Annotated in this window: 21 protein-coding genes and 2 pseudogenes; 10 read left to right on the forward strand and 13 right to left on the reverse strand. The window is 69.7% G+C overall.

Annotated elements, in window-relative coordinates; genetic code table 11:
• The first annotated feature begins 27 nt into the window (after window positions 1-27).
• The 7 genes from atpA (at window position 28) to BR39_RS0110230 (ending at window position 6997) form a co-directional block, all read left to right on the forward strand.
• Window positions 28-1560: a F0F1 ATP synthase subunit alpha gene (gene atpA, locus BR39_RS0110200; protein ID WP_029910875.1), complete on the forward strand. Its 1533-nt coding sequence runs from the start codon at window positions 28-30 to the stop codon at window positions 1558-1560.
• A gap of 28 nt (window positions 1561-1588) precedes the next feature.
• A complete protein-coding gene (locus tag BR39_RS0110205; protein ID WP_231499433.1) occupies window positions 1589-2197 on the forward strand; it encodes a pseudaminic acid biosynthesis-associated methylase in 609 nt (202 codons plus the stop codon).
• Between the two features lie 7 nt (window positions 2198-2204).
• A complete protein-coding gene (locus BR39_RS0110210) occupies window positions 2205-3080 on the forward strand; it encodes a F0F1 ATP synthase subunit gamma (protein WP_029910880.1) in 876 nt (291 codons plus the stop codon).
• 55 nt (window positions 3081-3135) lie between these two features.
• Entirely contained in the window at window positions 3136-4758 is a 1623-nt protein-coding gene (gene atpD / locus BR39_RS0110215; protein WP_029910883.1) for a F0F1 ATP synthase subunit beta, read from the forward strand.
• Entirely contained in the window at window positions 4758-5006 is a 249-nt protein-coding gene (locus tag BR39_RS0110220) for a hypothetical protein (RefSeq protein WP_029910885.1), read from the forward strand. The genes atpD and BR39_RS0110220 overlap by 1 nt, the downstream gene beginning before the upstream one ends.
• Window positions 5006-5266: an ATP synthase F1 subunit epsilon gene (locus BR39_RS0110225; RefSeq protein WP_029910888.1), complete on the forward strand. Its 261-nt coding sequence runs from the start codon at window positions 5006-5008 to the stop codon at window positions 5264-5266. Before BR39_RS0110220 ends, BR39_RS0110225 begins: the two co-directional genes overlap by 1 nt.
• A gap of 222 nt (window positions 5267-5488) precedes the next feature.
• Window positions 5489-6997 (forward strand): arylsulfatase, encoded by a 1509-nt coding sequence (locus tag BR39_RS0110230; RefSeq protein WP_051695402.1) that lies wholly within the window; start codon window positions 5489-5491, stop codon window positions 6995-6997.
• A gap of 9 nt (window positions 6998-7006) precedes the next feature.
• On the opposite strand, the gene BR39_RS0110235 is transcribed toward BR39_RS0110230, so the two are convergent.
• Window positions 7007-7873, reverse strand: a complete 867-nt coding sequence (locus tag BR39_RS0110235) for a bile acid:sodium symporter family protein (RefSeq protein WP_029910896.1) — start codon at window positions 7871-7873, stop codon at window positions 7007-7009.
• Window positions 7874-8087: 214 nt separating this feature from the next.
• On the opposite strand from BR39_RS0110235, the gene BR39_RS0110240 reads away from it, so the two are divergent.
• On the forward strand, window positions 8088-8618 hold the full coding sequence (locus BR39_RS0110240; protein WP_029910899.1) for a hypothetical protein: 531 nt from the start codon (window positions 8088-8090) through the stop codon (window positions 8616-8618).
• Between the two features lie 73 nt (window positions 8619-8691).
• On the opposite strand, the gene BR39_RS25725 is transcribed toward BR39_RS0110240, so the two are convergent.
• Window positions 8692-12450, reverse strand: a complete 3759-nt coding sequence (locus tag BR39_RS25725; RefSeq protein WP_029910901.1) for an S-layer family protein — start codon at window positions 12448-12450, stop codon at window positions 8692-8694.
• A gap of 298 nt (window positions 12451-12748) precedes the next feature.
• On the opposite strand from BR39_RS25725, the gene BR39_RS0110250 reads away from it, so the two are divergent.
• A complete protein-coding gene (locus tag BR39_RS0110250) occupies window positions 12749-13459 on the forward strand; it encodes a hypothetical protein (RefSeq protein WP_029910903.1) in 711 nt (236 codons plus the stop codon).
• Window positions 13460-13596: 137 nt separating this feature from the next.
• Window positions 13597-13920 (forward strand): quaternary ammonium compound efflux SMR transporter SugE, encoded by a 324-nt coding sequence (gene sugE, locus BR39_RS26980; protein ID WP_029910904.1) that lies wholly within the window; start codon window positions 13597-13599, stop codon window positions 13918-13920.
• A 17-nt stretch (window positions 13921-13937) separates the two neighbouring features.
• Here the strand turns inward: sugE and mdoH are convergent.
• The 11 genes and pseudogenes from mdoH to rsfS all read right to left on the reverse strand — a co-directional run.
• A pseudogene (mdoH, locus tag BR39_RS0110260) lies at window positions 13938-15773 on the reverse strand (glucans biosynthesis glucosyltransferase MdoH); the annotation flags it as partial.
• Window positions 15774-15969: 196 nt separating this feature from the next.
• Window positions 15970-16719, reverse strand: a complete 750-nt coding sequence (locus BR39_RS0110265) for an alpha/beta fold hydrolase (RefSeq protein WP_156035680.1) — start codon at window positions 16717-16719, stop codon at window positions 15970-15972.
• A gap of 283 nt (window positions 16720-17002) precedes the next feature.
• Window positions 17003-18343: pseudogene (locus BR39_RS0110270) on the reverse strand (alpha/beta hydrolase); the annotation flags it as partial.
• Between the two features lie 23 nt (window positions 18344-18366).
• Window positions 18367-18861, reverse strand: coding sequence for an RNA pyrophosphohydrolase (locus BR39_RS0110275; RefSeq protein ID WP_029910914.1), 495 nt, complete (start codon window positions 18859-18861; stop codon window positions 18367-18369).
• Window positions 18858-20039 carry a divergent polysaccharide deacetylase family protein gene (locus tag BR39_RS0110280; protein ID WP_029910916.1) on the reverse strand — a complete coding sequence of 394 codons (1182 nt, stop codon included), beginning with the start codon at window positions 20037-20039 and terminating at the stop codon, window positions 18858-18860. The genes BR39_RS0110275 and BR39_RS0110280 overlap by 4 nt, the downstream gene beginning before the upstream one ends.
• An 80-nt stretch (window positions 20040-20119) precedes the next feature.
• The gene (locus BR39_RS25735) at window positions 20120-21106 is read right to left on the reverse strand and encodes a phosphodiester glycosidase family protein (RefSeq protein WP_081916668.1); all 987 of its coding nucleotides are present in this window, start codon (window positions 21104-21106) and stop codon (window positions 20120-20122) included.
• Between the two features lie 251 nt (window positions 21107-21357).
• Window positions 21358-22122 (reverse strand): DUF4239 domain-containing protein, encoded by a 765-nt coding sequence (locus BR39_RS0110290; RefSeq protein ID WP_051695409.1) that lies wholly within the window; start codon window positions 22120-22122, stop codon window positions 21358-21360.
• Between the two features lie 75 nt (window positions 22123-22197).
• Window positions 22198-23589 (reverse strand): S41 family peptidase, encoded by a 1392-nt coding sequence (locus tag BR39_RS0110295; protein ID WP_029910921.1) that lies wholly within the window; start codon window positions 23587-23589, stop codon window positions 22198-22200.
• 114 nt (window positions 23590-23703) lie between these two features.
• Window positions 23704-24741, reverse strand: coding sequence for a murein hydrolase activator EnvC (locus BR39_RS0110300; RefSeq protein ID WP_029910923.1), 1038 nt, complete (start codon window positions 24739-24741; stop codon window positions 23704-23706).
• Between the two features lie 235 nt (window positions 24742-24976).
• On the reverse strand, window positions 24977-25441 hold the full coding sequence (gene rlmH, locus BR39_RS0110305; RefSeq protein ID WP_029910925.1) for a 23S rRNA (pseudouridine(1915)-N(3))-methyltransferase RlmH: 465 nt from the start codon (window positions 25439-25441) through the stop codon (window positions 24977-24979).
• A gap of 76 nt (window positions 25442-25517) precedes the next feature.
• Complete coding sequence (gene rsfS, locus BR39_RS0110310) at window positions 25518-25943, reverse strand: ribosome silencing factor (protein WP_197026693.1); 426 nt, start codon at window positions 25941-25943, stop codon at window positions 25518-25520.
• Window positions 25944-26020 lie beyond the last annotated feature (77 nt).

Below are 26020 nucleotides of genomic sequence, written 5' to 3' on the forward strand. Positions count from 1 at the left end.
ATAGATCGCAGAGAGCCCAAGACAGCCATGGACATCCGCGCCGCCGAGATTTCGGCCATCCTCAAGTCGCAGATCGCCAATTTCGGCGAAGAAGCCGCCGTCTCCGACGTCGGCCAGGTGCTGTCCGTCGGTGACGGCATCGCCCGCATCTACGGTCTGGACAACGTCCAGGCCGGCGAAATGGTCGAGTTCCCGAAGGCCGGCGTGAAGGGCATGGCCCTGAACCTCGAGCGCGACAACGTCGGCGCCGTGATCTTCGGCCAGGACCAGGCCATCAAGGAAGGCGACGAAGTCCGCCGTCTCGGCGAGATCGTCGACGTGCCGGTCGGCCGCGGCCTGCTGGGCCGCGTCGTCAACCCGTTGGGCGAGCCGATCGACGGCAAGGGCCCGATCCAGTTCACCGAGCGTCGCCGCGTCGACGTCAAGGCCCCGGGCATCATCCCGCGCAAGTCGGTGCACGAGCCCGTGCAGACCGGCCTGAAGTCGATCGACACCCTGATCCCGGTCGGCCGCGGCCAGCGCGAGCTGATCATCGGCGACCGTCAGACCGGCAAGACCGCCGTCGCCATCGACACCATCCTGAACCAGAAGGCCGCCAACGCCGGCAAGGACGAGAGCGCCAAGCTCTACTGCGTCTACGTCGCCATCGGCCAGAAGCGCTCGACCGTCGCCCAGATCGTCAAGACCCTGGAAGAGCACGGCGCCCTGGAATACACGATCGTCGTCGTCGCCTCGGCCTCGGAGCCGGCCCCGCTGCAGTACCTGGCCCCGTTCTCGGGCTGCGCCATGGGCGAGTGGTTCCGCGACAACGGCCTGCACGGCCTGATCATCTATGACGATCTCAGCAAGCAAGCCGTCGCCTACCGCCAGATGTCGCTGCTGCTGCGCCGCCCGCCGGGCCGCGAAGCCTATCCGGGCGACGTGTTCTACCTGCACTCGCGCCTGCTGGAACGCGCCGCGAAGCTGAACGAAGACAACGGGTCGGGCTCGCTGACGGCCCTGCCGATCATCGAAACCCAGGCCAACGACGTGTCGGCCTACATCCCGACCAACGTGATCTCGATCACCGACGGCCAGATCTTCCTGGAAACCGACCTGTTCTACCAGGGCATCCGCCCGGCCGTGAACGTCGGCATCTCGGTGTCGCGCGTCGGCTCGTCGGCCCAGATCAAGGCCATGAAGCAGGTCGCCGGTCCGATCAAGGGCGAACTGGCCCAGTATCGCGAGATGGCCGCCTTCGCCAAGTTCGGCTCGGACCTGGACGCCTCGACCCAGAAGATGCTGGCCCGCGGCGAACGCCTGACCGAGCTGCTGAAGCAGCCGCAGTACGCCCCGCAGTCGGTCGAAGAGCAGGTCTGCGTGATCTACGCCGGCACGCGCGGCTATCTGGACAAGATCCCGACCTCGTCGGTTCGCCGCTTCGAGACCGAGTTCCTGGCCCGCCTGCACAGCGCCCACAAGGACCTGCTGGACGGCATCCGCACCAAGAAGGCCCTCGACAAGGACCTGGAGAACACGCTGAAGAGCGTGCTCGACAGCTTCTCGGCGACCTTTGCCTAGCTGATCGATGGCTGATCACCCCAAATCCTTGGACGCATGGTCCGGCGAGTTCGGCGACCGCTACACGCAACGTAGCGGCGCCACCGTCGAGGCCGTCCGCGGCCGCACCCGGGTTTGGGGCGAGGTGCTTTCGCGCATGACCGGCGACATGCCTAAGAGCGTCCTGGAAGTGGGGCCGAACGTCGGCCTCAACCTCCTGGGCATCCAGGCCCTGTCGGACATGGAGCAATGGGCCATCGAGCCCAACGCTTCGGCCCGCAAGCAGCTGATCGAGAACGGCGTCCTGCCGGCCGAGCGGCTGTTCGAGGGTTTCGGTCACAGCATCCCGCTGGCCGACGGCGCGGTGGACATGGCCTTCACGGCCGGCGTCCTGATCCACGTCGATCCCAGCCAGCTGGAGGCGACGATGCGCGAAGTGCACCGCGTGGCTTCCAAGTACGTCTTCTGCTCCGAGTATTTTTCGCCGAAGGCTGAAACGATTACCTACCGTGGCGAACAAGATCTTCTGTTCAAGAACGATTTTGGCTCGCTCTACATGGATATGTTCCCAGATCTGCAGTTGGTCGATTACGGGTTCTTCTGGAGAAGAACGACCGTGATGGACGACAGCACCTGGTGGTTGTTTAGGAAGGTCTGATAGGCGGATGGCAAGCCTAAAGGAAATGCGCAATCGGATCTCGAGCGTCAAGGCGACGCAGAAGATCACGAAAGCGATGCAGATGGTGGCGGCGGCCAAGCTGCGCCGGAGCCAGGACGCGGCGGAAGCCGCCCGTCCGTACGCTCGGCGCCTGTCGAACGTCATCGCCAACCTGGCCGCCGGCGTGTCCGGCGACGGGGCTCCGGCCCTGCTGGCCGGCACCGGCCGTGACGACCGTCACCTGGTGATCGTCGCCGCCGCCGACCGCGGCCTGGCCGGCGGCTTCACCTCGTCGATCGTCCGCGCCGCGCGCGAGCGGATCGACACGCTGATCCGCGACGGCAAGGACGTGAAGATCGTCTGCGTCGGCAAGAAGGTCACCGCCCAGCTGAAGCGCCCCTATGGCGACAAGGTGGTAGAGAACTTCGACCTGTCGGCCTATCGCCAGTTCACCCTGTCAGTCGCCCAGCCGATCGCCGACGTCGTCATCCGCGCCTACGAAGGCGGCGAGGTCGACGTGGTCACCCTGTTCTACAGCCGCTTCAAGTCGGTGGTGCAGCAGGTCCCGACCGCCCTGCAGCTGGTCCCGGCCGTGGTCGAGGGCGCGGAAGCGACCTCGGGTCCGGCCGCCGTCTACGAGTACGAGCCCTCGGAAGAGGCCATCCTCGAGACCCTGCTGCCGCGCAACCTGACGGTCCAGATCCTGTCGGCCCTGCTCGACAACATGGCCGGCTTCTACGCCAGCCAGATGACGGCGATGGACAACGCCACGCGCAACGCGGGCGATATGATCAAGCGCTACACCCTCGAATACAACCGTTCCCGCCAGGCTCAGATCACCAAGGAGCTGATCGAGATCATCTCCGGCGCCGAAGCCGTCTGATCCTGAACCCAACCATAAAACGCCGCACGAGCCCGTACGAAAGACCCTGAACGCCATGGCCAAGACCCCCGCTAAGGCTCCCGCCGCCGCCGCCAAGCCGGCCGCCGTGAAGAAGCCCGCCGCCCCGAAGGCTGCCGCCGCTCCGAAGGCCGCCGCCGCCGCTCCCGCCAAGAAGGCCGCCGCGCCCAAGGCTCCGGCCGCCGCCAAGGCTTCGGCCCCGAAGGCCGCCGCCTCCATCGGCGCTGCCACCGGCAAGCTGGTGCAGGTCATCGGCGCCGTCGTCGACGTCGAGTTCGAAGGCCCGCTGCCGGCCATCCTGAACGCGCTTGAGACGGTCAACACCGCTTCGGGCCAGCGCCTGGTGTTCGAAGTCGCCCAGCACCTGGGTCAGAACACCGTCCGCGCCATCGCCATGGACGCCACCGAAGGTCTGGTCCGCGGCCAGGCCGTGCGCGACACCGGCGAGTCGATCCGCGTTCCGGTCGGTCCCGGCACCCTGGGCCGCATCATGAACGTCATCGGCGAGCCGATCGACGAGCAGGGCCCGATCCAGTCGGACATCTTCCGCACCATCCACCGCGACGCCCCGTCGTTCGCCGACCAGACCAACACCGCTGAAGTGCTGGTCACGGGCATCAAGGTCATCGACCTGATGTGCCCCTACACCAAGGGCGGCAAGATCGGCCTGTTCGGCGGCGCCGGCGTCGGCAAGACCGTGACGATGCAGGAACTGATCAACAACATCGCCAAGGCTTACGGCGGTTACTCGGTCCTGGCCGGCGTGGGCGAACGCACCCGCGAAGGCAACGACCTGTATCACGAGATGATCGAGTCGAACGTCAACGTCGACCCGAAGGCCAACAACGGCTCGACCGAAGGCAGCCGCTGCGCCCTGGTCTACGGCCAGATGAACGAACCCCCGGGCGCCCGCGCCCGCGTCGCCCTGACCGGCCTGTCGATCGCGGAATACTTCCGCGACGAGGAAGGCAAGGACGTGCTGCTGTTCGTCGACAACATCTTCCGCTTCACCCAGGCCGGCGCCGAAGTGTCGGCTCTGCTGGGCCGCATCCCCTCGGCCGTGGGCTACCAGCCCACCCTGGCCACCGAGATGGGCAACCTGCAGGAGCGCATCACCTCGACCAACAAGGGCTCGATCACCTCGGTCCAGGCCATCTACGTGCCCGCCGACGACCTGACCGACCCGGCCCCGGCCGCTTCGTTCGCCCACTTGGACGCCACCACCGTTCTGTCGCGCGACATCGCCGCCCAGGCCATCTTCCCGGCCGTCGATCCGCTGGACTCGACCTCGCGGATCATGGACCCGCTGGTGATCGGCGAAGAGCACTACAACGTGGCCCGCTCGGTCCAGGAAGTGCTGCAGCAGTACAAGGCCCTGAAGGACATCATCGCCATCCTGGGCATGGACGAGCTGTCGGAAGAGGACAAGCTGACGGTCGCCCGCGCCCGTAAGATTCAGCGCTTCCTGTCGCAGCCGTTCCACGTCGCCGAGCAGTTCACCAACACGCCGGGCGCCTTCGTCCAGCTGAAGGACACCATCCGCTCGTTCAAGGGCATCGTGGACGGCGAGTACGACCACCTGCCGGAAGGCGCCTTCTACATGGTCGGCCCGATCGAGGAAGCCGTGGCCAAGGCCGAGAAGATGGCTGGCGAAGCGTAATGACCGACGAACACGAGCTGATCAATTTCTGCTGCGAAGAGCTCGAGGATGCGGTGTCTTCGGATCCCGAAGACGCGCTGATCGAGCACGACAGCGGGTTGATCCTGCTCAATCTGGGTCATCGGGAAGAGGGTGGTGAAACCGGCGTCGTGCTGGCCACCATCCGCTTCTGCCCGTTCTGCGGGACCGAGATCCAGACCGACGAAGACATCGAAGCGGCCCTGGGCGCCGTGGAGACTCATGACTGATGGCTAAGCTGCACTTCTCCCTCGTCGCGCCCGAGCGCGAACTGTTTTCGGCGGACGTCGACCAGGTCGACGCCCCCGGCACGGAAGGCGATTTCGGCGTCCTGCCGAACCACGCGCCGTTCATGACCACCCTGCGCGAAGGCCGGGTCACGGTGCGCGACGGTTCGACCGTGCGCCTGTTCGACATCCAGGGCGGCTTCGCGGACGTCGGTCCCGACGGCTTCACGATCCTGGCCGAACACGCGGTCGAAGCGGTCTAAGCGCCGGCTTCATCGCTGAAGGCAAGACGGCCCGGGCGCGAGAGCGTCCGGGCCGTTTCGCGTTCGGGGCGGACCCGGAATCCAGGGCTGGGCGGCTCGGGAGACGGGGCGCCTGTCGCCGGGTATTTCCCGCGGGCGGATCGGGTTCCCCCGGAGTGCCGGTCTCGGGCGCGGCGGCTAGCCTCCCCGGAAATACCGGCAGACGCCCTGGAGCAGATCGAGATGGCCTCATCCTCGAACGGTTCGACTCGCCCGAACATCATCGCGATCATGATCGACGACATGGCTCCCATGGACCTGTCGGCCTACCACCGGGGCGTCGGGGCGGTGCGCACGCCCAACATGGATCGCCTCGCCAGCGAAGGCATGATGGTCTCGGACTACTACGCCCAGCCCAGCTGCACGGCCGGCCGCGCCGCGTTCCTGACGGGGCAGTATCCGATCCGCACCGGCCTGACCTCGGTGGGCCAGCCGGGCAGCAAGGTCGGCCTCCAGCCCAAGGACGTGACCCTGGCCGCGCTGCTGAAGGACAGGGGCTACGCCACCGCCCTGTTCGGCAAGAGCCACCTGGGCGACCGCAACGAGTTCCTGCCGACGGTCCACGGCTTCGACGAATTCAAGGGCTTCCTCTACCACCTGAACATGATGGAGATGCCCGAGCAGCCGGACTTCCCCAAGGACCCGGACTTCGCCGGGCGGCCGCGCAACATCATCCACAGCAAGGCCAGCGACGTCGACGATCCCACCGAGGACCCGCGCTGGGGCCGGGTGGGCAGGCAGACGATCGAAGACCTGGGGCCGCTGAGCAGCACGCGGATGGGCACGATCGACGACGAGTTCACCGACGACGCCATCGCCTATGTGAAGGCCCGCAAGGCGGACGGGAATCCCTTCCTGCTCTGGTACTGCCCCTCGCGCATGCACCAGCAGATCCACGTCTCCAAGGACTGGCTGGGCAAGAGCGGCCACACACCCTATTTCGACGCCGTGCTGCAGCTGGACGCCCTGGTGGGCAAGCTGCTGGACGCGGTGGACGCCGAGGGCCTGGCCGACGACACCATCGTGCTGCTGACCTCGGACAACGGCGCCAACCTGGCGCACTGGCCGATGACCGGCTCGGCCTCGTTCCGCGGCGAGAAGGGCACCACCTGGGACGGCGGCTTCCGCGTGCCGATGCTGGTGCGCTGGCCCGGCAAGATCGCGGCGAACAGCTGGACCGACGGCTTCATGACCAGCGAGGACTGGGTCCCCACCCTGCTGGCGGCGGCCGGCGACGCCACCGTGAAGTCCGACCTGCTCAAGGGGCGGAAGGTCGGGGGCGTGGAGGTCAAGCTGCACCTCGACGGCTACAACCAGCTGGACCTGCTGACCAAGCCGGACGGCAAGTCGGCGCGGCGCGAGTTCTTCTACTTCGCCGAGACCGAGCTGACGGCGGTGCGGATCGACGAGTGGAAGATCCACCTGGCGATCAAGGACAAGTGGCTGGAGGCGGCCAAGAAGCTGCCCGGCGGCATGATCGTCGACATCAAGGCCGACCCCTACGAGCGCAGCCCCGAGACCGGCGGGCACTTCCTGTGGATGAAGGAGAAGTCCTGGATCATGCCGATCCTGATGCCGCCCATCCAGGATTTCATGCAGAGCCTGCACGCCTTCCCGCCCTCGCAGGAAGGCACGGGGATCGGCGCGGCGGCGATGCTGTCGGCCCTCAAGAGCCAGGGGCCGCACGACTAGCGCGGGGCGTCAGAGCTTGAGCGCGTCCGCGGCGCCGGCCCGCTTGCGCCAGGCCGCGTACGGGATCGAGACGACGATGTTGACCACCAGGAACAACAGCACGGCGGCGACCAGCGCCTTGGCGTCGGGGTAGTTGACGTGGGCGACGGCCAGGGCCAGGCCGGGGTGCCGGGACGCGGTCGCCAGGGCCAGGACGGTGCGGTCGCTGGGGTCGGGTCCGCCCAGGGCGTGGCCCACGGCCAGGCCGACGACCACGAAGGCCACGAACGCCAGCACCGTCCCGTCGCCCACCAGGCCGGCCATGTGCCGCCACTGGCTGACCAGGATCAGCAGGGCGACCACCACCAGCAGCAGGAGGCCGGCCTTGGAGACGATCGGCGCCAGCTTCGCGGCCAGGGCCGGCGCGAAATAGGCCAGGGCGATCCCGGCCAGCAGCGGGATCAGGATCGTCACGGCGACCACGGACGCCACCTTGGGGGTCGCGATGCCCAGCGGCAGGCCCGACACCCGCTGGATCAGCTCCAGGGCCAGGGGGACCCAGAGGATCGACACCAGGCCCATGGTGGCCAGCAGGCTGATGGCGTAGCTGGCGTCGCCCCCGGCCTTGAGCTGCTTGCGGGGCAGGATCGGCGGCGTCGGGGCCAGCGACAGGGCGATCAGCATGATGGCCACCGGCGCGGACAGGCCCACGAACTTGACCAGCAGCACCGCCACGATCGGCATGACCAGCATGATCGCCAGCGCCGATCGCGCCGCCAGGGCCGGATGCCGGACCAGATGGACAAGGTCCCTGGGCCGGGCGCTCAGGCCCAGCGCGAAGACGATCGTCACGATGCTGATCTTGACGCCCAGGGGAACCAGTTCCGCCAAGGTCATCGAATCCTCCTCGTAGGAGCTCCAGGCTTCGCGCGCCGGAACGCCCCCAGTTTCCCGTCGCCCACCCCGCGCCGCCATACGGCAAAGACCTCGTTCGGCCCCCGCAATTCCCGGTTTCCGGTCCCGGAGCGAAGTTGCAGAGATAACGATGTTCTCCCGATGGTGGATTGCGGCTAGTCTGGGGGCCGCGCCCGTCGGCGCCGGGGGAGTCGCGATGCGCGTCCTAGCCACCATCCTGACGCTGGCCGGTTTCCTGGCCGTCGGTTCGGCCCAGGCCGTCCCGACCTATCGGCAGCAGGTCGTCGATGTCTTCAAGAGCGTCTGCCTGCCGGCCGGGACCAATGTCGCGGCGATCGCCTCGACGGCCGCCACCTTCAACTGGCAGCCGGCGCCGGCCTCGATCAAGGCGATGTGGCAGGGACCGGCCACCAAGGTCTGGGTCTCGCCCCAGACCGCCCGCCTGTACCTGGCCCAGTCGCCGCAGGACGGCTACTGCCAGGTCGGCTACTACGACGGCGCCCAGCCGGTCACCGGCGACCCGGCCGCCTTCTCGACCATGCTGCGCAACATCATGATCCACGCCGGCATCGCCGTCGGGTCGGGCTTCGTGAAGACCGCCGAGGACAACCAGCTGATCCAGAAGGGCACCTATGTCTCGCCCGCCTATCCGAACCTGAAGATGTACGTGGTCGTCGCCAACTTCCCCGACGCGGCGACCTTCGTGCTGAGCACCGCCAAGCCCTGAGACCATCGTCGAAGGCAAAACGGCCCGGACGCGAGGGCGTCCGGACCGTTCGGCGTTCCCGAGGGGACGCGGCCTAGAGGAAGAAGTCGCTCGTCGTGAACGAGGTGACCCCGAGGACGTGGACGTAGAAGTCGGCCAGGCCGTCGCCGTTCACGTCGCCCTGCAGGACGGCCTCTCCGCCGGAGACGTCGTAGCGCAGCTGGCCCGAGACGCCGGTGAAGGCCGAGGTCCCGATCAGGGTGAAGGCCTGGTCGTCGTTGAGGTTGGTCCGGGCGTCGATCGTAGCGAAGTCGATCTTGTCCACGCCGCTGATGAAGTCGGTGATGATGTCGTGGTTGATCTCGGCCACGGCGTTGAAGTCGAAGTCGTCGGCCCCGCCGCCGCCGGTGATCACATCGTGGCCCAGTCCGCCGATGATGCGTTCGCCCGTGGACGAGCCGATGAAGACGTCATCCCCGCCCCGCAGGTCGGTGAAGGTGATGCCCGACACGGCGATGGCCGAGAAGTCGAAGGTGTCGGCCCCGTCGGTGAAGCCCATGCCGGTGTGGCTGGTGCCGTTGGCGCTCTCGGCCGCGACGGCCTCGATGCCGGTCATCGAACTGATGTTGATGACCGCATAGTCGGTGGCCGCGACCAGGGTGTCGTAGCCGTCGCCGCCGTCGACCGCGGAGATGCCGGCGCTCTGGTAGAAGCTGATCTTGTCGTTGCCGCCGCCGGTGTAGATCAGGTCGTTGCCGCCGTTGCTGACCACGTTGTCGGCGCCCGCCGAGCCGTAGACGATATCGTTGCCGAGGCCCGCGTCGATCATGCCGACCTGGGTGACGGCGATGTTGCGCAGGTCGATCACGTCGACCTTGTCGGGGCCGAGGTCGGAACCGATGATCCGGGTGTCCGAGAAGACGTTGCCCTGGATCGCCTCGATGCCCTCCAGGGTGCTGTAGATGATCCAGACGCCGCTGTCCTGCGCCACGACCGTGTCGTAGCCGGCCCCGCCGTGGACCACGTCCAGGCCCTGGTTGTTGCTGACCCGGATGATGTCGTTGCCGTCGCCGGTGTCGATGTAGTCGTTGCCGGTGCCGCCGTCGACGATGTCCGCCCCCGCGGTCCCGTAGAAGGTGTCGTCGCCGGCGTTCATGTGGATCAGGCTCAGGCTGCCCGTCACGGTGATGTTGCGCAGGTCCAGGGTCTCCGAGCCGAGGCCGCTGATGATCTGGACATTGCTGAAGCCGCCGGTCGAGATCTCCTCGACGCCGGTCATCGCGGCGATCTGGAACGCCGACCCGTTGGCGCTGGCCAGCAGCCTGTCCCAGCCGGCCCCGCCGTCGATGGTGTCGTAGCGGTTGTCGGGGCCGCCCGAGACGAAGGTGTCGTTGCCCAGTCCGCCCGAGAGGGTGTCGGGGCCGGCGCCGCCGTCGATCACGTCGTTGCCCGCGCTGCCGACGATGACGTCGGCCTGGTTGCCGCCGACGATCTGGGTGACGCCGGTGATCTCGACGTTGGTGAAGTCCCAGTTGGCGAAGGACAGCAGGTTCGCCAGGCCGATCTGGACGTTGGTGAAGCCGCCGGAGCTGATCTTCTCGACGCCGGTCAGGCTGGAGATGGCGATCATCGTGTTCCGGGTCGAGGCCCGGATCTCGTCGTAGCCGGCCCCGCCGTCGAAGACGTTCTGGCCGGAGGTCTCGTCGACCAGGAACAGGTCGGCCCCGCCGCCGCCGTACAGGGCGTTGTAGCCCTCGCCCCCGACGATGACGTCGTCGCCGTCCAGGCCGTAGATCGTGTCGTTGCCGTTCTGGCCGTACAGGATGTCGGGCCCGTTGGTGCCGTAGATGGTGTCGTGGCCTTCGCCGCCGGCGATGGTCAGCGTGCCGGTGCTGGCCACGCCGCTGAAGTCGAGCAGGTCGTTGCGGTCGCCGCCCTGGAAGCCGACGTTGGCGAACCCGCCGGTGTTGACGGCCTCGATCCCCGCCAGGCCCCGGAAGTTGACCACGAGGTTGCCGGCGGTGAACCGGATGGTGTCCGTGCCGGCGCCGCCGTCGACGATGTCCCAGCCCTCGTCGCGGCCGATCAGGAAGGTGTCGTTGCCGCCGCCGCCGGTCATGACGTCGTCGCCGTAGCCGCCGATGATGATGTCGTCGCCGACCCCGCCGTTCAGGGTGTCGTTGCCTTCGCCGCCCGTAAGCTGCCAGTCCTGGACGTCGGGTACGGTGAAGCCGTCGTTGCCCGCCGTGCCGGTCCAGTAGCTGTCGAGCTCGTCGATCAGGTTGACGACGATGTTGCCCGTGCTGGCCAGCGAACCGTCCGACGCCTGGACGGTGATCGTGTGGCTGGCCTGGGTGTCGTGGTCGAGCAGGCCGGCGTTGGCCACGGTGACCACGCCGGTCGTGGCGTTGATGGCGAAGCGGCCGCCGGCGTCGTTGGTCAGGCTGTAGGTCACCGTCCCGCCGTGCGGGTCGGGCGCGCCGACCGTCAGGCCGCCGACCACCGTCCCGTTCGTGGCGTGCTCGGACACCAGGGTGGGCGCGCCGTTGGTGTCGGTGGGCGTGGCCGGGGCGGCGTTCAGCACGTCGATGGTGAAGGCGGCGCTGGCCGATTCCGAGCCGCTGGCGGCCTGGACGACGATCTGGTGCGAGGTGGCCGCCTCGTAGTTCAGCAGGTTGGCGTTGGCCACCGTGACCACGCCCGTGGCGGCGTTGATGGCGAAGCGGCCGCCGGCGTTGTCGAGCAGGCTGTAGACCAGCGGGCCGCCGTGGACGTCGGCGGCGCCGAGCGACAGGCCCGACACCACGGCCCCGTTCACCGCGCCCTCGGAGATGGTGTTGGCCGCGCCGTCGCCGTCCACCGGCGCGTCGTTGGCGACATTGGCCACCGCGATGGTGAAGGCCTGGCTCGAGAACGCGCCCTGGGCGTCGGTGGCGCGCACGACGATCTGGTGCGAGGCCGCGGTCTCGAAGTTCAGCAGGCCGGCGTCGGCCACGGTGACCACGCCGGTCGCGGCGTCGATGGCGAAGCGGCCGCCGGCGTCGTCGGACAGGCTGAAGCTCACCGCCCCGGTCTTGGCCTCGGTCGCCGAGGCCGTGATCCCGACCAGGTCGCCGTTCGCCGCGCCTTCCGAGACGCTGTCGGCGGCGGCGTCGACATCGGTCGGCGCGGTCGGGGCCGCATTGGCCACGTCGATGGTGAAGGTGGTGTCGGCCGCCGAACCGGCGGTCCCGTCGCTGACGCGCACGACGATCTGGTGCGCGGCGGCGACGTCGAAGTCCAGTAGGCTGGCGTCGGCCACGGTGACCACGCCGGTGGCGGCGTCGATGGCGAAGCGGCCGCCCGCGTCGTCGGTCAGGCTGTAGGTGAGCGTCCCGCCGTTCGGGTCGGTCGCGGCGATCGCCAAGCCGGCCACGACCGTCCCGTTGACCGCGTCTTCGGACACGGTGTTGGCGGCGGCGTCGGTGTCCGCCGGCGCGGTCGGCGCGGCGTTGGTCACGGCGATGGTGAAGGTCTCCGAGGAGACGTCCGTCCCGTCGCTGACCTGGACGACGATCTGGTGGGAGGTCGCGGTCTCGAAGTCCAGCAGGCCAGCGTCCGCCACGGTGACCACGCCGGTGGCGGCGTCGATGGCGAAGCGGCCGCCGGCGTCGTCCAGCAGCGACCAGGTCAGGGTGTCGCCGTCGGCGTCGAGGGAGCCCAGCGAAAGGCCGGCGACGACCGCGCCGGTGAGGGCGTCCTCCGAGATGGTGTTGTCGCCGCCGTCGGCGTCGATCGGCGCGTCGGGGGCGGCGTTCAGCGCGTCCTCCTCGGCCAGAAGGGGGTCACCGTAGCCGAGGGTATTGATGGACATGCCTACTCTCCACACTGAAGGCTTCGCGCACAGATTGTGTAGCTCAAGGTTGCATGGGCCCCGAGGGGCGCCTAGAGCTGGACTGTGGGGTGCGACGAAACAGCTGTGGAGCGATGCGGAGGCGCCAGGTCGAGGCGCGATGGCCTGCTTTTCGTCCCTGAGGCGCTAGGCCGCACCCCTCCGGCGAGAAAATTACACCTGTGACCCATTCTCCGCCTTAATCCGTCACCATAAGGGTTGCGAGGGAACGCCTGTCGGTTTTAATGCCGACCTCTTGCCTAACGGGGATAACTCGACCATGCGCCTTGCGCTCGCCAGCCTGATTGCCCTCGGCGCGGTTTCGACCGCCGTCGCCCAGGAGCAAACCGCTCCGACTGCCGCTCCCGCTGCTGCTCCGGCCGCCGCGCCGGCCGCCGCGCCCGCGGCGCAGACGCCCGCCACCCCCGCTGCTCCGGCCGACACCATGACCGCGACCCCCGCCGTGGCCGCGCCGCCGGCCGGCCAGGCTCCGGAATATGTCGCGCCGACCCGCGGTCCGCCGACCACCGACCCCGTCTCGCTTCAGCTGCTCGGCGTGCTGGACAAGGTCTGCAAGCCCGCCGTCGTCGGCGGCGACATGCCGACCCTGGCCAAGGCCGCCGGCATGAAGAAGAAAAAAGAGCAGTGGGTGATGGATATCGGCAAGCCGTATCTGATCGCCGTCGACAACCCCGGCTCGAACAAGAACGTCTGCACCGTCACCATCCAGTACGCCCAGGGCGACGCCCAGGCCCAGGCCCTGGCCAACGCCCTGCACGACTGGGCGACCTGGGAGAACAAGCCGCAGCTGCGCCTGATCCGCAACGACCTGACGGTCAGCGACGTCAAGCGCCTGACGGTCTCGTGGGACGACGCCTGGGCCGACGGCCACGCCGGCCTGGTCTACATGCGCCTGAAGAAGCTGGACGACAGCTCGATCGGCAAGAACTACGAGCAGGCCCAGATCCTGTACTCGACCACCAGCCGCTAAGGCGGCCGGCGACGGGAGGCTTGCCCTCCCGTCCGATGGTCCTATCTAGTCAAAAGGCGCGGGGACGACCCCGCGCCTTTTCCTTTTTTCCGGGGACGACCCCGCTCACCTCTTCGCGAGGTCAACAGGAGCAGGTCATGGCCTGGATCATCCTCTTCGTCGCCGGTCTGTTCGAGATCGGCTGGGCCGTGGGCCTGAAGTTCACCGAGGGCTTCACCCGCCCCATCCCCACCATCCTGACCGCGATCAGCCTGGTGGCCTCCATGGGCTTGCTGGGCTGGGCCGTGAAGTCGCTGCCGCTGGGCACGGCCTATGCGGTGTGGACCGGCGTCGGCGCGGTCGGCACGGCGGTCGTCGGCATCCTGCTGTTCAAGGAGCCGGCCACGGCCGGGCGGCTGGTCTGCCTGGCGCTGATCGTCTCGGGCATCCTGGGGCTGAAGCTGTTCACGCCGGCCCACTGAGGGGCCCACCGGGGCTCAGGGCGCTCGCCGGGCGTCAGCAGCAGGCCGGCGTTCCGCAGGCGCAGGCCGCGGCCGATGCTGGCCGTCCACCAGACGATGAAGGGGGCGGCGACCAGGCTGGCCGCCGCCACCGCCAGCCACGGCGACAGGCTGGAGCCCATCGCTGGTCCGATGATCGCCAGGCCCAGGCCGATCAGCATCTCGGGCCAGTGGAAGGCCAGGGCCGCGCGGCCGCGCAGCCGGCCCTCGTCGCGCTGCTGGGCCGACCAGCCGGCGTCGCGGCCCAGGGCCACCGACAGCAGGGCGCGGGTGTGGGCCGCCATGATGATCGGCGCGGTCAGGGTAGAGGCGACCGTCTCCAGGCCGACGCTGGCCAGGGCCCGCCAGGCCCCGCCGAACCGCCGCGCCCGGCCCTCGGCCAGCATCATCCCATAGGACATCAGCTTGGGCGCCAGGACGAAGGTCAGGCTGACGGCCAGGACGATCGCGCCGGCCAGCGGATAGCCGCCGCCGTCGTCCGTCCCTGCCTCGGGCGCCGACAGCAGGGCGCCGGTCACCACCAGGGCGATCCACAGCGGCGCCAGGGCGTAGCTCAGCACGCCGCGCGCCAGGTGCAGGCGGCTGACCGGATGCAGGCCCCGCGCGCCCAGGACGCCCAGGTGCTGCAGGTTGCCCTGGCACCAGCGCCGGTCGCGGATCAGGTGGTCGATCAGGGTGGGCGGGCTCTCCTCGAAGCTGCCGCCCCAATCGTCGTTCAGGGGCGCGGGCGCCAGGCGCACGCCCCAGCCGGCCCGGCGCAGGAAGGCGGCCTCGACGAAGTCGTGGCTCATGATGTGGCCGCCGAACGGTTTTCTTCCTTTGAGGTGCGGCAGTCCGCTGGACTGCGCGAAGGCCTCGACCCGCAGGATGGCGTTGTGGCCCCAGTAGTTGCCCTCGGTCCCGCTCCACCAGGCCACGCCCCAGGCCGCCAGCGGGCCGTACAGGGTGTTGGCGAACTGCTCCAGCCGGCCGAACACCGTGCGTCGCCCGACGATGGCCGGGGCAGTCTGGATCAGACCCAGCGACGGGTCGGCCTCCATGGCGGCGGCCAGCCGCCACAGGGTCGGGGCGTCCATCAGGCTGTCGGCGTCCAGCACCACCATGTGGTCGTAGGCCCCGCCGTGGCGGCGCACCCAGTCGGCGACGTTGCCGGCCTTGCGGTCGATGTTCTCGGGGCGATGGCGGTAGTAGGCGCGCGGCCCCGCGCCGCCCCGGCGGAAGGCGGAGAAGCCCCGCCGCTCCTCGGCGATCACCTCGGGCCGGCGGCTGTCGCTGAGCACGACGATGTCGAACATCGGCGTCAGGCCCAGGGCGTGCAGTCCGGCCCGCATCGCGGCCAGGCGGCCGAAGAACGGGCCGACGTCCTCGTGATAGATCGGCGCCAGCAGCGCCGTGCGGCGCGTCAGAGGCCGCAGCGGGGTCCGGGCCATGGTCCGCTCCCAGGCGCCCGGCCGCCGCGACAGCCACAGCCCGCCCAGGCTGGCGGCGAACGAGAAGGCCATCCAGCCGAACAGCACCAGGATCAGGGTGAGGTGGGCGACCTCCAGCGGCTCCAGCCCGTCCTCGGCCATGGCCGCGGTCACCGCGAACACCGCCAGGCCGGTCGAGCCGGCGCAGAAGGCGGCCAGGGCGGCGCGTCGCCGGCCCAGGCCCGGGACGGCCGCGAAGCGGGCCGGCCGGGCCGGCTGATGCAGCGGCTGGTCGGGCATGGCCAGGGGCGCCGGCGGCGGGGCGGCGTCGTCGAGATCGCGCGGATCGTCGAACGAACGCGCCTCGGCCCGGCGTCGTTGTAGGCTGTCGGTATAAGCGTGCATACAGACCTCGTCGGCGCAGAAACTCGTCCTGTGCGTCAAGGTTCCTGAAGTGTAGGCGCTTTGTTGCTTTAGTGTTTCATCGCTGAATTTCTAAGCAACGCGGCCTTTTATACTATCAAAGTTCCGCCACTTCGCCGTGTATAGACCAGATGCTCGCCGCGAAACCGCCGCATTCGGCGGGGCGGGCGAAACCGCTTCAGGCGGCCGCGCGGTTCTCGTCGGCGATGAAGTCGAGGCAGGTCTCGGCGACCTCTTCCCAGCCGGGCTCGCCGGGCAGCCAGTGGCTCATGGCGGGGAAGACCTCGCAGGCGCCGCCCAGGCGGGCGGCGGTCTGGCGGACGGTGGCCGGCGGGTGGACCACGTCCTGGCCGCCGGCGATCGCCAGGGTCGGGGCGCCGACGGGCCCGACATTGGTGGTCATGAACGGGTCCATGAACCAGTTCAGCGTCTCCCACAGCGCCCGGCCGCTCTCGGCGACCATGCGGCCGTAGAGCGCCTTGCGGCGATCGCGGGGCAGGCGGTCCAGGCTGTAGCGGCGCACCACGCCGTAGTCGGGCTCGACGGCCTGCAGCCAGTAGGGGCCCAGGGCGTAGAGGCTGACGGCCGAGGCCGCTTCCTCGATCGTCGCGCCCGAGACGCCCCAGGGCGGGGAGGGGGCCAGCAGGATCAGACGCGAGACGGGCGCGCGGCCTGCCGCCATCTGGGCCACCAGCCCGCCCATCGAGTGGCCGATCAGCACCGGCGGCTCGTCGCAGGCGCGGCACAGGGCCGCGATCTGCCGGGCGTAGTCGGCCATCGACCGGCCGGCCACCAGCGACCCGTCGCCGTGCCCCAGCAGGTCCGGGGTCTGGACGACGTGGCCGGCGGCTTCGAACGGACGGCGGAACGCATCGAACGTCCAGCCGCCGCAGAAGGCGCCGTGCACCATGATCACCGGAGTCGCCACGCGTCTCGCCCACCCCTCGGCCAAAGCGCCGAAGGGTCCAGCCTACACGCTACTTCTTCGGCGCGGGTGAAGATTTGGCGGTCGACTTTGCCGCAGGGGGCTTGGCCGCCTTAGGGGCCGCCGCAGCCTTGGCCGCCTTGGGCGCAGGCTTGGCGGCGGGCTTGGCGGCCGGCTTCGGCGCGGCGGCCTTGGCCGGGGCCTTGGCGGCGGCGGGCTTGGCCGCGGCCTTCGGAGCAGCCGCCTTCGGAGCGGCGGCCTTGGCGGGCGCGGGCTTCGCGGCCGGTTTCGCCGCCGGCTTGGCGGCGGCGGCCTTGGCCGGAGCCTTGGCGGCGGCGGGTTTCGCCGCGGCCTTCGCGGCGGGAGCGGCCTTGGCGGGCGCGGGTTTCGCGGCCGGCTTCGCGACGGGCTTGGGCGCGGCGGCCTTGGCCGGGGCCTTGGCGGCGGCGGGCTTGGCCTCGGCCTTCGGCTTGGCGGCGGCCTTCGCTGCGGCCGGCTTCGCGGCCGGGGCGGCCTTGGCGGTCGCGGGCTTCGCGGCGGGCTTGGTGGCGGCGGCCTTGGCCGGAGCCTTGGCGGCCGGCTTGGCTTCGGCCTTCGGCTTGGCGGCGGCTTTCGGCGCGGCCGGCTTCGCGGCGGCCTTGGCGGCGGCCGGCTTCGCGGCGGCGGGCTTCGGGGCGGCCGGAGCGGGCTTCGGAGCCGCGGGCTTGGCGGCCGGGGCCGGGGCCGGGGCCGGGGCGGCCGCGACCGGAGCCGGGGCGGGCGTCGGCGCGGGAGCCGGGGCGGGCTCAGCGGCCTTCACGGGCTCGGCCTTGGCCGCCGGGGCGGGCGCCGGAGCCGGGGTCGGAGCGGCTTTGGGCTTGCCCGTCAGCCAGGCGAGGACGTCGTCGAGAATGCTCATCGTGTTTGGCTCGTCTATCAGGTAATGGGCGTTGTTGGGGTAGATCTTGAGGTCGGCGGCCGGGTATTTCCGGCCGACGAGGCGCACGTCCTCGAGAGGCGTGGTGCGATCCAGAGCGCCGGCCAGGACCAGCACGGGGACGGTCACTTTCGCGGCGTCGACATGGGCGGTCCTGTTCGGATCCTTGTGCGGCCAGGCCAGGTCGGCCAGCACCTGGCCGCTGTCGTGGACCATGGTCGCGTACAGCGCGTCGTGGCGCGCGGGCGGCACGACGTTCATGACGCCGAACTTGAAGCCGGTCTTCCACATCTTGCCCGCCCGGGTCTCGGGCTTGGACTGCAGGGCCATGTTCAGGAAGGTGAAGACCGGCGAGAGCTTGGGCTTGCCGCGGGCGTCGGCCGGCGAGGCGGGGGCGAACAGCACGAGGCGTTCGGCCAGGCCGGCCTCGGCGATCTTCTGGGCGATCAGCCCACCCATGGAGTGGCCGAAGACGATCGGCTTCTTGCCGTCCTCCTTGGCCAGGGACTGGGCCAGGGCGCTCATCTCGGCGACGTAGTCGGCCAGGGTCAGGCCCGCCAGGCCCGCCCGGGGACCCTCGACCGTCCGCACGGCCGAGCGGATGGTCGGCGCCACCACGCGGTAGCCTTCGGCCCGCAGCCTCGCGGCCATGGGATCCCAGACGTCCCCAGCGCAACCGTAGCCGTGGATCAGCAGGATCGTGTCCGCCATTCCATACTCCCCAGCGCCGGATTTCAGCCCCCGAGCGCGAACCCACTGAACGCGGAAACGACCTGTTCGTACACCGCGCGTTTGAAAGGTACGATCAGTTCGGGCGTTTCGTCGAGAGCGCCCCATTTCCAGGCGTCGAACTCGACGTGGGCGTCGGCCTCCAGATCGATCTCGGATTCGTCGCCGAGGAAGCGGAAGGCGAACCAGACCTGCTTCTGGCCCTTGAATCCACGGGCTTTTTTCGACGCGGCGAAGTCGGCGGGGAAGTCGTAGATCAGCCAACCCTCGGTGCGGGCCAGATACTCGATCGAAGTGACGCCGGTCTCTTCGGCCAGCTCGCGACGCGCCGCGGCCAGCAAATCCTCGCCCTCGTCGACTCCCCCTTGCGGGAATTGCCAGTTGTGGGGCGGCGGCTGGTTGTGCCGTTTGCCCAGCCAGACGCGGCCGTCCGGGTGGAACAGGACGACGCCGACATTGGGACGATGATCAGGATAGTCGGAGGTTTCGCTGCGGCTCATCGCTTGGCCATGGCCGAGGCGGGGGCCAGTTGCAAGCCCCTCCCCGACAGGCCGGCGGCCCACAGGCGCACCTGGTTGATCGTCACCGGATAGGCGAAGCCCGAGCCCAGGGCCTGGCCGCGGCCGGCGGCGCCGACCTCCAGCATCTTCAGCTGGCCGTCGATCGAGCCGGCGGCCAGCTCGTCGTCGATGATCCGGTCGGCCGAGGCGCGGGGGATCGGACCGCCGCGCAAGGACGCCTGGCCGTCGTCGATGAAGGCCAGGCCCCGGGCCTTCAGGGCCAGGGTGAAGGTGGTCATGGCCGTGTCGCTGGTGACGAAGCGCGAGCCCAGATAGTTGGTCAGGCCGTAGTAGCCGGTGGCCCGCGACATCAGCCATTCCATCTTGCGCACCGTGTCCTCGGGGCGGTTGGAGGCGATCAGGGTGTAGGGGCCCGGGTCGTTGGCCGGATAGTCGACCGGCTCCATCGGCGCTTCCAGCAGCACCTCGTGGCCATGGCTGCGGGCCAGGTCGATCCAGCCCTGCAGGCCCTCGGAATAGGGCGCGAACGACAGGGTGATCTCGGGCGGCAGGGTCTCGATGGCCTGGCGGGTGGTCTGGGGGTTCAGGCCCAGGCCGCCGATCACCAGGGCCACGCGCGGACGGCCGTCGGCGGTGAACGGGCGGGCATAGGCTTCCGAGGCCATGCGGCCGTCGGGGGCGATCACCGGCAGCGAGCCGCCGCCGGGACCGGGCGCGTAGAGGCCGGCGATCGGCGCGGCGGGCAGGGGACCGGACGCCGAGGCGGCCGGCGGCGGGGCGGCGATCGCCGGGCCTTCCGCCTCGGCGGCGTCGTCGTGGCCCAGGAACGGCAGGTTCGACAGGTCCAGGGCGCCCGGCAGCAGCGGCGCCTCGCCGTCGCGCTCGGGAGTCAGGGCGTCGCGCCAGCCCTCGGGGACGTTCTTGGTGGCGCCCACCTTGTCCAGCGCCACGCGCACCAGGGGCGAGCCCTTGTTGGGGTCGCCGGTGACCAGCACCAGCAGGGCCAGGCTCAGCAGGAACAGGAAGGCCGCGGCGCTGGCGCCGATGAAGGGGTTGGCGGCGGCCGCCAGGACCTTGGCGCGCAGGTCGCCGCTCTCGCGTCCGGACGCGGGCGCGTCGGCGCTATAGGCGGGCTTGCGGGAGAAGGTCACGGCCATGCCCTGGGATTTAGCCCGGAAGCGCCGAACATATGGTTAATGAAAGGTGCGACGGAATGGCCCGCCGCCTCTCCGTCCCGTCACTTCGGCCGGGCGCCCTGGCCCGCGACATGGATCCCCAGGCTGGCGCCGACCAGGCGTTCGCAGGTGGCGGGGTCCTGGTTGCTGGGATAGCCGGCCAGGCAGGTCTTGGCCGGGTCGGGCGGGACGTTCAGGAAGGCGAAGCCGCCGCCGGACGCCTGGACCATGGTGCTGGAGCCCCCGCCGTCCAGGTTGACCGCGGCGGCGGCGCCCTGGTGCAGCATCACGGCCGCCGCCTCGTCCAGGGTCAGGCCGGTGGACGCCTTGTCCAGGGCGACCAGCCACAGGGTCTTCCGGTCCTTGGAGAGGCCGGCCAGGGTGCGGGCGTTGGGGCCGAAGAAGTCGGTGCTGGAGCCGCTGAACGGCCCCAGGCTCTTGCCGCCGAACACCAGCATGTGGCTGCCGGTCACCGCCGTGACCACCGGAAATTCGATCGCCTGGGGGGTGTTGGAATAGAGGATCCGGACCTCGCCGTCCTTCATCTGGACTAGGCTGGCGTTGAACGGATAGTCGGCCTGCCAGCCGGTCGGCTTGGCGCCCTGGGGCGACTGGGTCACGCCGCCGCTGACCTGCCAGCCGCACAGCTGGGTCGGCCAGCCCTGTTGCGCGGCCGAATAGTAGCAGCAGTTGGCGGCGAACAGGTTGGCGTTGACCGCCAGGGCGGCCTTGGTCGCGGTCAGGAATTGGGACGGCAGGGTCAGGCCGAACGTGGCGCTGCTGGCGGCGGCGGACGAGTCCAGGGTGATCGAACCCGAGCCGACGTCGATGCTCAGCACATGGGCCAGGGTGGTGTGCTGCGGCTGCTGGGCGCTGCAGACGACGGTCACCGCCTGATAGGAGACGCCCGGGAACAGGGTCTGGGGCGAGGTCGGGTTCTGGTACTGGCAGTTCGTGGGTGGCGGCTGGGCGTTCGCCGTGGCGGCCGCAGAGACGGCCAGGATCGCGAAAACGAAGGCGAGCGCCGCTCGCAGCATCACCCGTGGCATCGGACGCCCTCCCCTGGAGCGCCAACTCTACTTCGAATTGCAGCGCTCGTCCCGGGCGAAAGCCGCGATCCCCCCAACTCCCGTCATCCCGGGCCTTGTGCCCGGGACCCCTCTATCCGCCGCAAGTGCGGAGGAGTGGCGCGCTGGCGCGCCAAGGCGCTTCACGTGCGGGCTGAACCAGGGGTTCCGGGCACAAGGCCGGAATGACGGGAGTTTTAGGGAGGGGCGATCGACTAGGCGTCGTCCGGGCTTCAGCGCGCCATCTCCACTAGCGCCCGCTCCAGCGGGGCCGGCGAGACGCGGATGGTCCCTCGGAAGGGCTGCTCCATGTCCATGACCAGGTAGAGGGTCCCGGCGATCAGGGCGGCCGAGACCACGAAGATCACCACCACCAGGGCGTTCATCGGCGCCTGGTAGCCGAAGCCCGAGAAGATCACGATCAGCCAGGCGGCCAGCACGAAGACGAACGCCCCGCCGCCGACGGCGTCCTTCGAGCGGCCGGTCACCTCCCAGCGCGCCTCGAACAGGGTCTCCAGCTGGGTGCGGGCGTCGTCGCGGATCTTGCGCTGGTCGACATTGGCCGGGCGCAGCTTGCGCAGGCCGTCGCTCATTTGGGAGAACAGCACGTCGCTGCTCGCGACCTTGGTGGTCGCCGCCGCCCGGTCGGGCCAGGCGTCGTGCAGCACCTGGCGGGCGTAGAGCCGGAGCTGCTCGCGGGTCGGGTCGGCCTCGGGTCCGTATTCGCTGAGCGTCAGGTCCAGCACGATCAGCTGCGAGGCCAGGGCGTGGACGCTGCGGTCGGTCTCCTCGAACGTGGTGCGGGCCGAGGTGATCATCACCCCCAGCACCAGCGAGGTCATCAGGGCGAAGATGTTGGAGACGGTGCGCACCACGTTGCCGGCGGCCTTGGCGCGCTGGTCGTGCTCCACCCGCTCGCAGACCAGCAGGGTGATCAGGGCGGCGGCGGTCAGGGCGACGAAGACGCCGATCGCCAGCAGGACATCGTTGGAGGCCATCACGCTCCCGTCCGGATGTTTGAATTGGCGGCCCGCCGAAACGAAAAAGGGCCGGCGCTGGGCCGGCCCTTCCCGTTATTTCTTCTCGACCGGCGGGGCCTTGCCCGCCGCGGCCGCCGCCTTGGCGGTGACCTCGGCGATCTTGGCGGCCGGCTTGGGCAGCTTGGGCACCGCCTGGACCGAGCCGGCCTTCAGCACGGCGATGGCGCGGTCCAGCTGGAAGTCGCCCTTCTTCTCGTCGAAGCCGGGCGGCGGCGCTTCGGCGGGCGTGTGCGGCGCCACGCGGGTCTTGCCCTCGTCGGCGTTCAGCGCGTTCTTGAAGCTGGCCTCGCTGAACCACACGCGGTTGGCGATGTCCTGGGCCTGGTCCTTGGTCTGGGCCACTTCCAGGTCGGGCGCGATGCCGGTCTTCTGGATCGAGCGGCCCGACGGGGTGAAGTAGCGCGCCGTGGTCAGCTTCAGGGCGCCGTCGGCCCCGCCGCGCAGCGGGATCACGGTCTGGACCGAGCCCTTGCCGAAGCTGGTGATGCCCACCAGCTCGGCGCGGTGACGGTCCTGCAGGGCGCCGGCGACGATCTCGGCGGCCGAGGCCGAGCCCTGGTTGATCAGCACCACCACCGGCAGGCCGTTCAGCAGGTCGCCGGGCTTGGCGTTGTAGCGCTGGATGTCGCGCGGGTCGCGGCCGCGCTGGCTGACCACCTCGCCGCCGTCCAGGAACACGTCCGAGACGCCCACGGCCTGGTCCAGCAGACCGCCGGGATTGTTGCGCAGGTCGAAGACCAGGCCCTTCATGTTGGGGTTCTTGGTCTTCAGCTCGGTGATCGCCGCCGTCAGGGCGTCGGTGGCCTTCTCGTTGAAGCCGGGCAGGCGCACGTAGCCGTAGTCGCCTTCCATGCGGGCGATGGCGGCCTTGGGCTTGATGATCTCGCGCGTCAGCTTGACGTCGAACGGGTCGGTCTTCTCGCGGGCGATGGTCAGGGTCACCGACTCGCCGGCCGGGCCGCGCATCTGCTTGACCGCCTCGTTGACCGTCAGGCCCAGCACCGACTGGCCGTTGACCGAGGTGATGTAGTCGCCGGCCTGGATGCCGGCGCGGGCGGCGGGCGTGCCGTCCATCGGCGAGATCACCTTGACCACGCCGTCTTCGCTGGTGACCTCGATGCCCAGCCCGCCGTACTCGCCGCGGGTGGTGTCCTGCATGTCCTCGAAGCTGTCGGGCGACAGATAGCCCGAGTGCGGGTCCAGGCTGGTCAGCATGCCGTCCAGGGCCGCCTCGATCAGCTTCTTGTTGTCGACCTCGGAGACGTACTGGGCGTCGACCGTCTGCAGGACGTCGCCGAACAGCTCCAGCATCTTGTAGGTCTGGCCCTTGGTCGAGCTGGTCGCCTGGGCGATGGGGCTGATGTAGGCCATGGTCCCCGCGCCGAGGACGAAGGCCGAAACACCGATGAGCAGGTACTTGCGCATGTGGCCTGGAAGGCTCCCTGGACGACGCTAGGCGTCGCATTGAAAGGTCTCGCTCAGCCCGTTACTGAGGCGAAGCCTTGTTCATTTAACGGCCATCATCGCTGAAAAAGCCGTTTACCGCGATCCCTGTTTCAACCAGCGCTCCGGATCGACCGGGACGCCGTCTTCACGGACCTCGAAATAGAGTTCTGGCTCCGAAGAGCCCTGATTAACCATCCGGCCAACCGTCGCGCCGGGTGCGACAGATTGTCCGGGTCCGACGGAAACCTCGTCCATTCCCGCCAGCACCAGATGGTAGGCGCCCTGGGCGCGCAGGATCAAGACCGTCCCCCAGCCATTCAGCGGTCCGGCGTATTCGACCACGGCGGCGGCGGGGCTGGCCACGACGTGACCCTTTTCCGTGCGGATCGTCAGGCCCGTGGCGCGGCCGCCGGTGGGCATGGTCTGGCCGAACCGCCGGGCCAGCGGCCCGGGCGCGGGAGAGCTCAGCTTCAAGGGCCCGGTGGCGGGCTTGGGCGCCAGGCCGTCGGTCAGGGCGCCCAGCGTGCCCTGGTCGTCGCCGGTCAGGGCCTCCTGGGCGTAGGCGCGCTCGAGCTGGGTCTTCTCGACGATCATCCGCTCCAGCTCGCCGCGGCGGTCGGCGACCAGGCTCTCGGCGGTGAACAGCTGCTCGGAGGCGGCGGCGGCCTCGCGGCGCAGGGCCGAGACGGCGCGGGCCTGGCGGGCGTAGCCGTCGGCCCGGGCCTGCAGCTCGGGGGTCATGGCGCGGATCAGGATCGCGGCCCGCACCGCGTCGCGGGCGTCGCCGGGGCTGACCAGCAGGGCCGGCGGCGGATCGCGGCGGAACAGCTGCAGGGCGCTGAGCAGCCGGGCCAGCTGGCCCCGGTCGCGGCCCAGCTCGGCGGTCAGGGCCGATTCGCGCTGGTGCAGGGCCTCCAGCCGGGCGCGCTTGAGGTCGACGTCGTCGCCGGCGTCCACCCGCTGGCGGCCCAGGGCGTCCAGTTCGCCGCGCAGGTCGGCGATCTCGCGGCGGGTGTCGGCGGCGGCCTGCTCGTCCCTCTGCTTCTGGCTGACCTGGGCGGCGACCACGGTCGCACCGCCGAGCGCGAGGCCCAGCAGGCTTACGACGATGATGGCGACGCGACGCGACATGGGTCGATCAATGCCCGGATTGGGGTGCAGCGACAACCGGTCTCGTCCGCCCTTTCAACCCTCAACGTCCGTCATCCTCGGACTTGTTCCGAGGACCCCTAGGTCCGCCGTGTTGTCGTTCGCGGATCGAGGCTCCGCCGACGCCGCACGCACCCTGCTCGGGCAACGAAGCTGAAACAGGGGTCCTCGGAACAAGTCCGAGGATGACGGGGGAGGGGATGAGCGGGTCTGAAACTCAATCGCGGTGATACGGCGACCCCGCCAGGATCGTCACCGCCCGATAGACCTGCTCGGCCAGCATCGCCCGGGCCAGGGCGTGCGGCCAGGTCTGGGGCCCGAAGGCCAGCATCTCGTCGGCGGCGGCCAGGATCGACGGGTCCAGGCCGTCGGCGCCGCCGATCAGGAACACGATCTTGCGGTGCCCGTCGTCGCGCAGCCGGCCGACATGCTCGGCGAAGGCGCGGCTGGGGCGCACCTTGCCGTGCTCGTCGCAGGCGACGACGTAGGCGCCCTCCAGGTGCGGGCGCAGCACCTCGGCCTCGGCGGCCTTGCCGGGCTTGCGGGCCTCGACCTCGACGATCTCGACCGGGCCCAGGGCCAGGGCGCGACCGGACGCCGTGGCCCGGGACGCGTAGTCCACGGCCAGCTGCGCCTCGACCATGCGGCCGAGCTTTCCGACGGTGAGGATGGTGATCTTCATCGCGCGTCCAGGCGGGGCGAGGCCCGGCATCCCCCGGTCTTCAGGTCAGTGACCGGGCCGGGGGAGACGAAGCGGTTTAGTTCGACGCCAGCCGGTGCGGCGCGTCGACGGCCCAGATCTTCTCGATGTTGTAGAACGAGCGGACTTCCGGGCGGAACAGGTGGACCACCACGTCGCCGGCGTCGATCAGCACCCAGTCGCAATGCGGCAGGCCTTCGACCCGCGCCTTGCCGAAGCCGTTTTCCTTGAGGGCCCGGATGATGTGGTCGGCCAGGGCGCCGACGTGACGGTGCGACCGGCCGGACGCCACGATCAGGCTGTCGGCGACCGAGCTCTTGTCCGTCAGGTCGATGTGGACGATGTCCTGGGCCTTGTCGTCGTCGAGACGGTTCAGGATCAGGGTCTCGAGGGCCTTGATACTCAGGTCCAGCTCGGACTCGTTGGTCGAGGTTTCGGTGGAAACCGTTCCCTCGTGCGCCGTCGGCGCGGGGTCGCTACGCAGCGGAAATGCTCCTTGATGGGTTCGCGCAAGCCCTCCCATAGCATGGAAGACTCCAAATGATGAGGGGGGTCGTCGTC

Source organism: Caulobacter sp. UNC358MFTsu5.1 (assembly GCF_000712075.1).
In the GTDB taxonomy this organism is placed as follows: Bacteria; Pseudomonadota; Alphaproteobacteria; order Caulobacterales; family Caulobacteraceae; genus Caulobacter.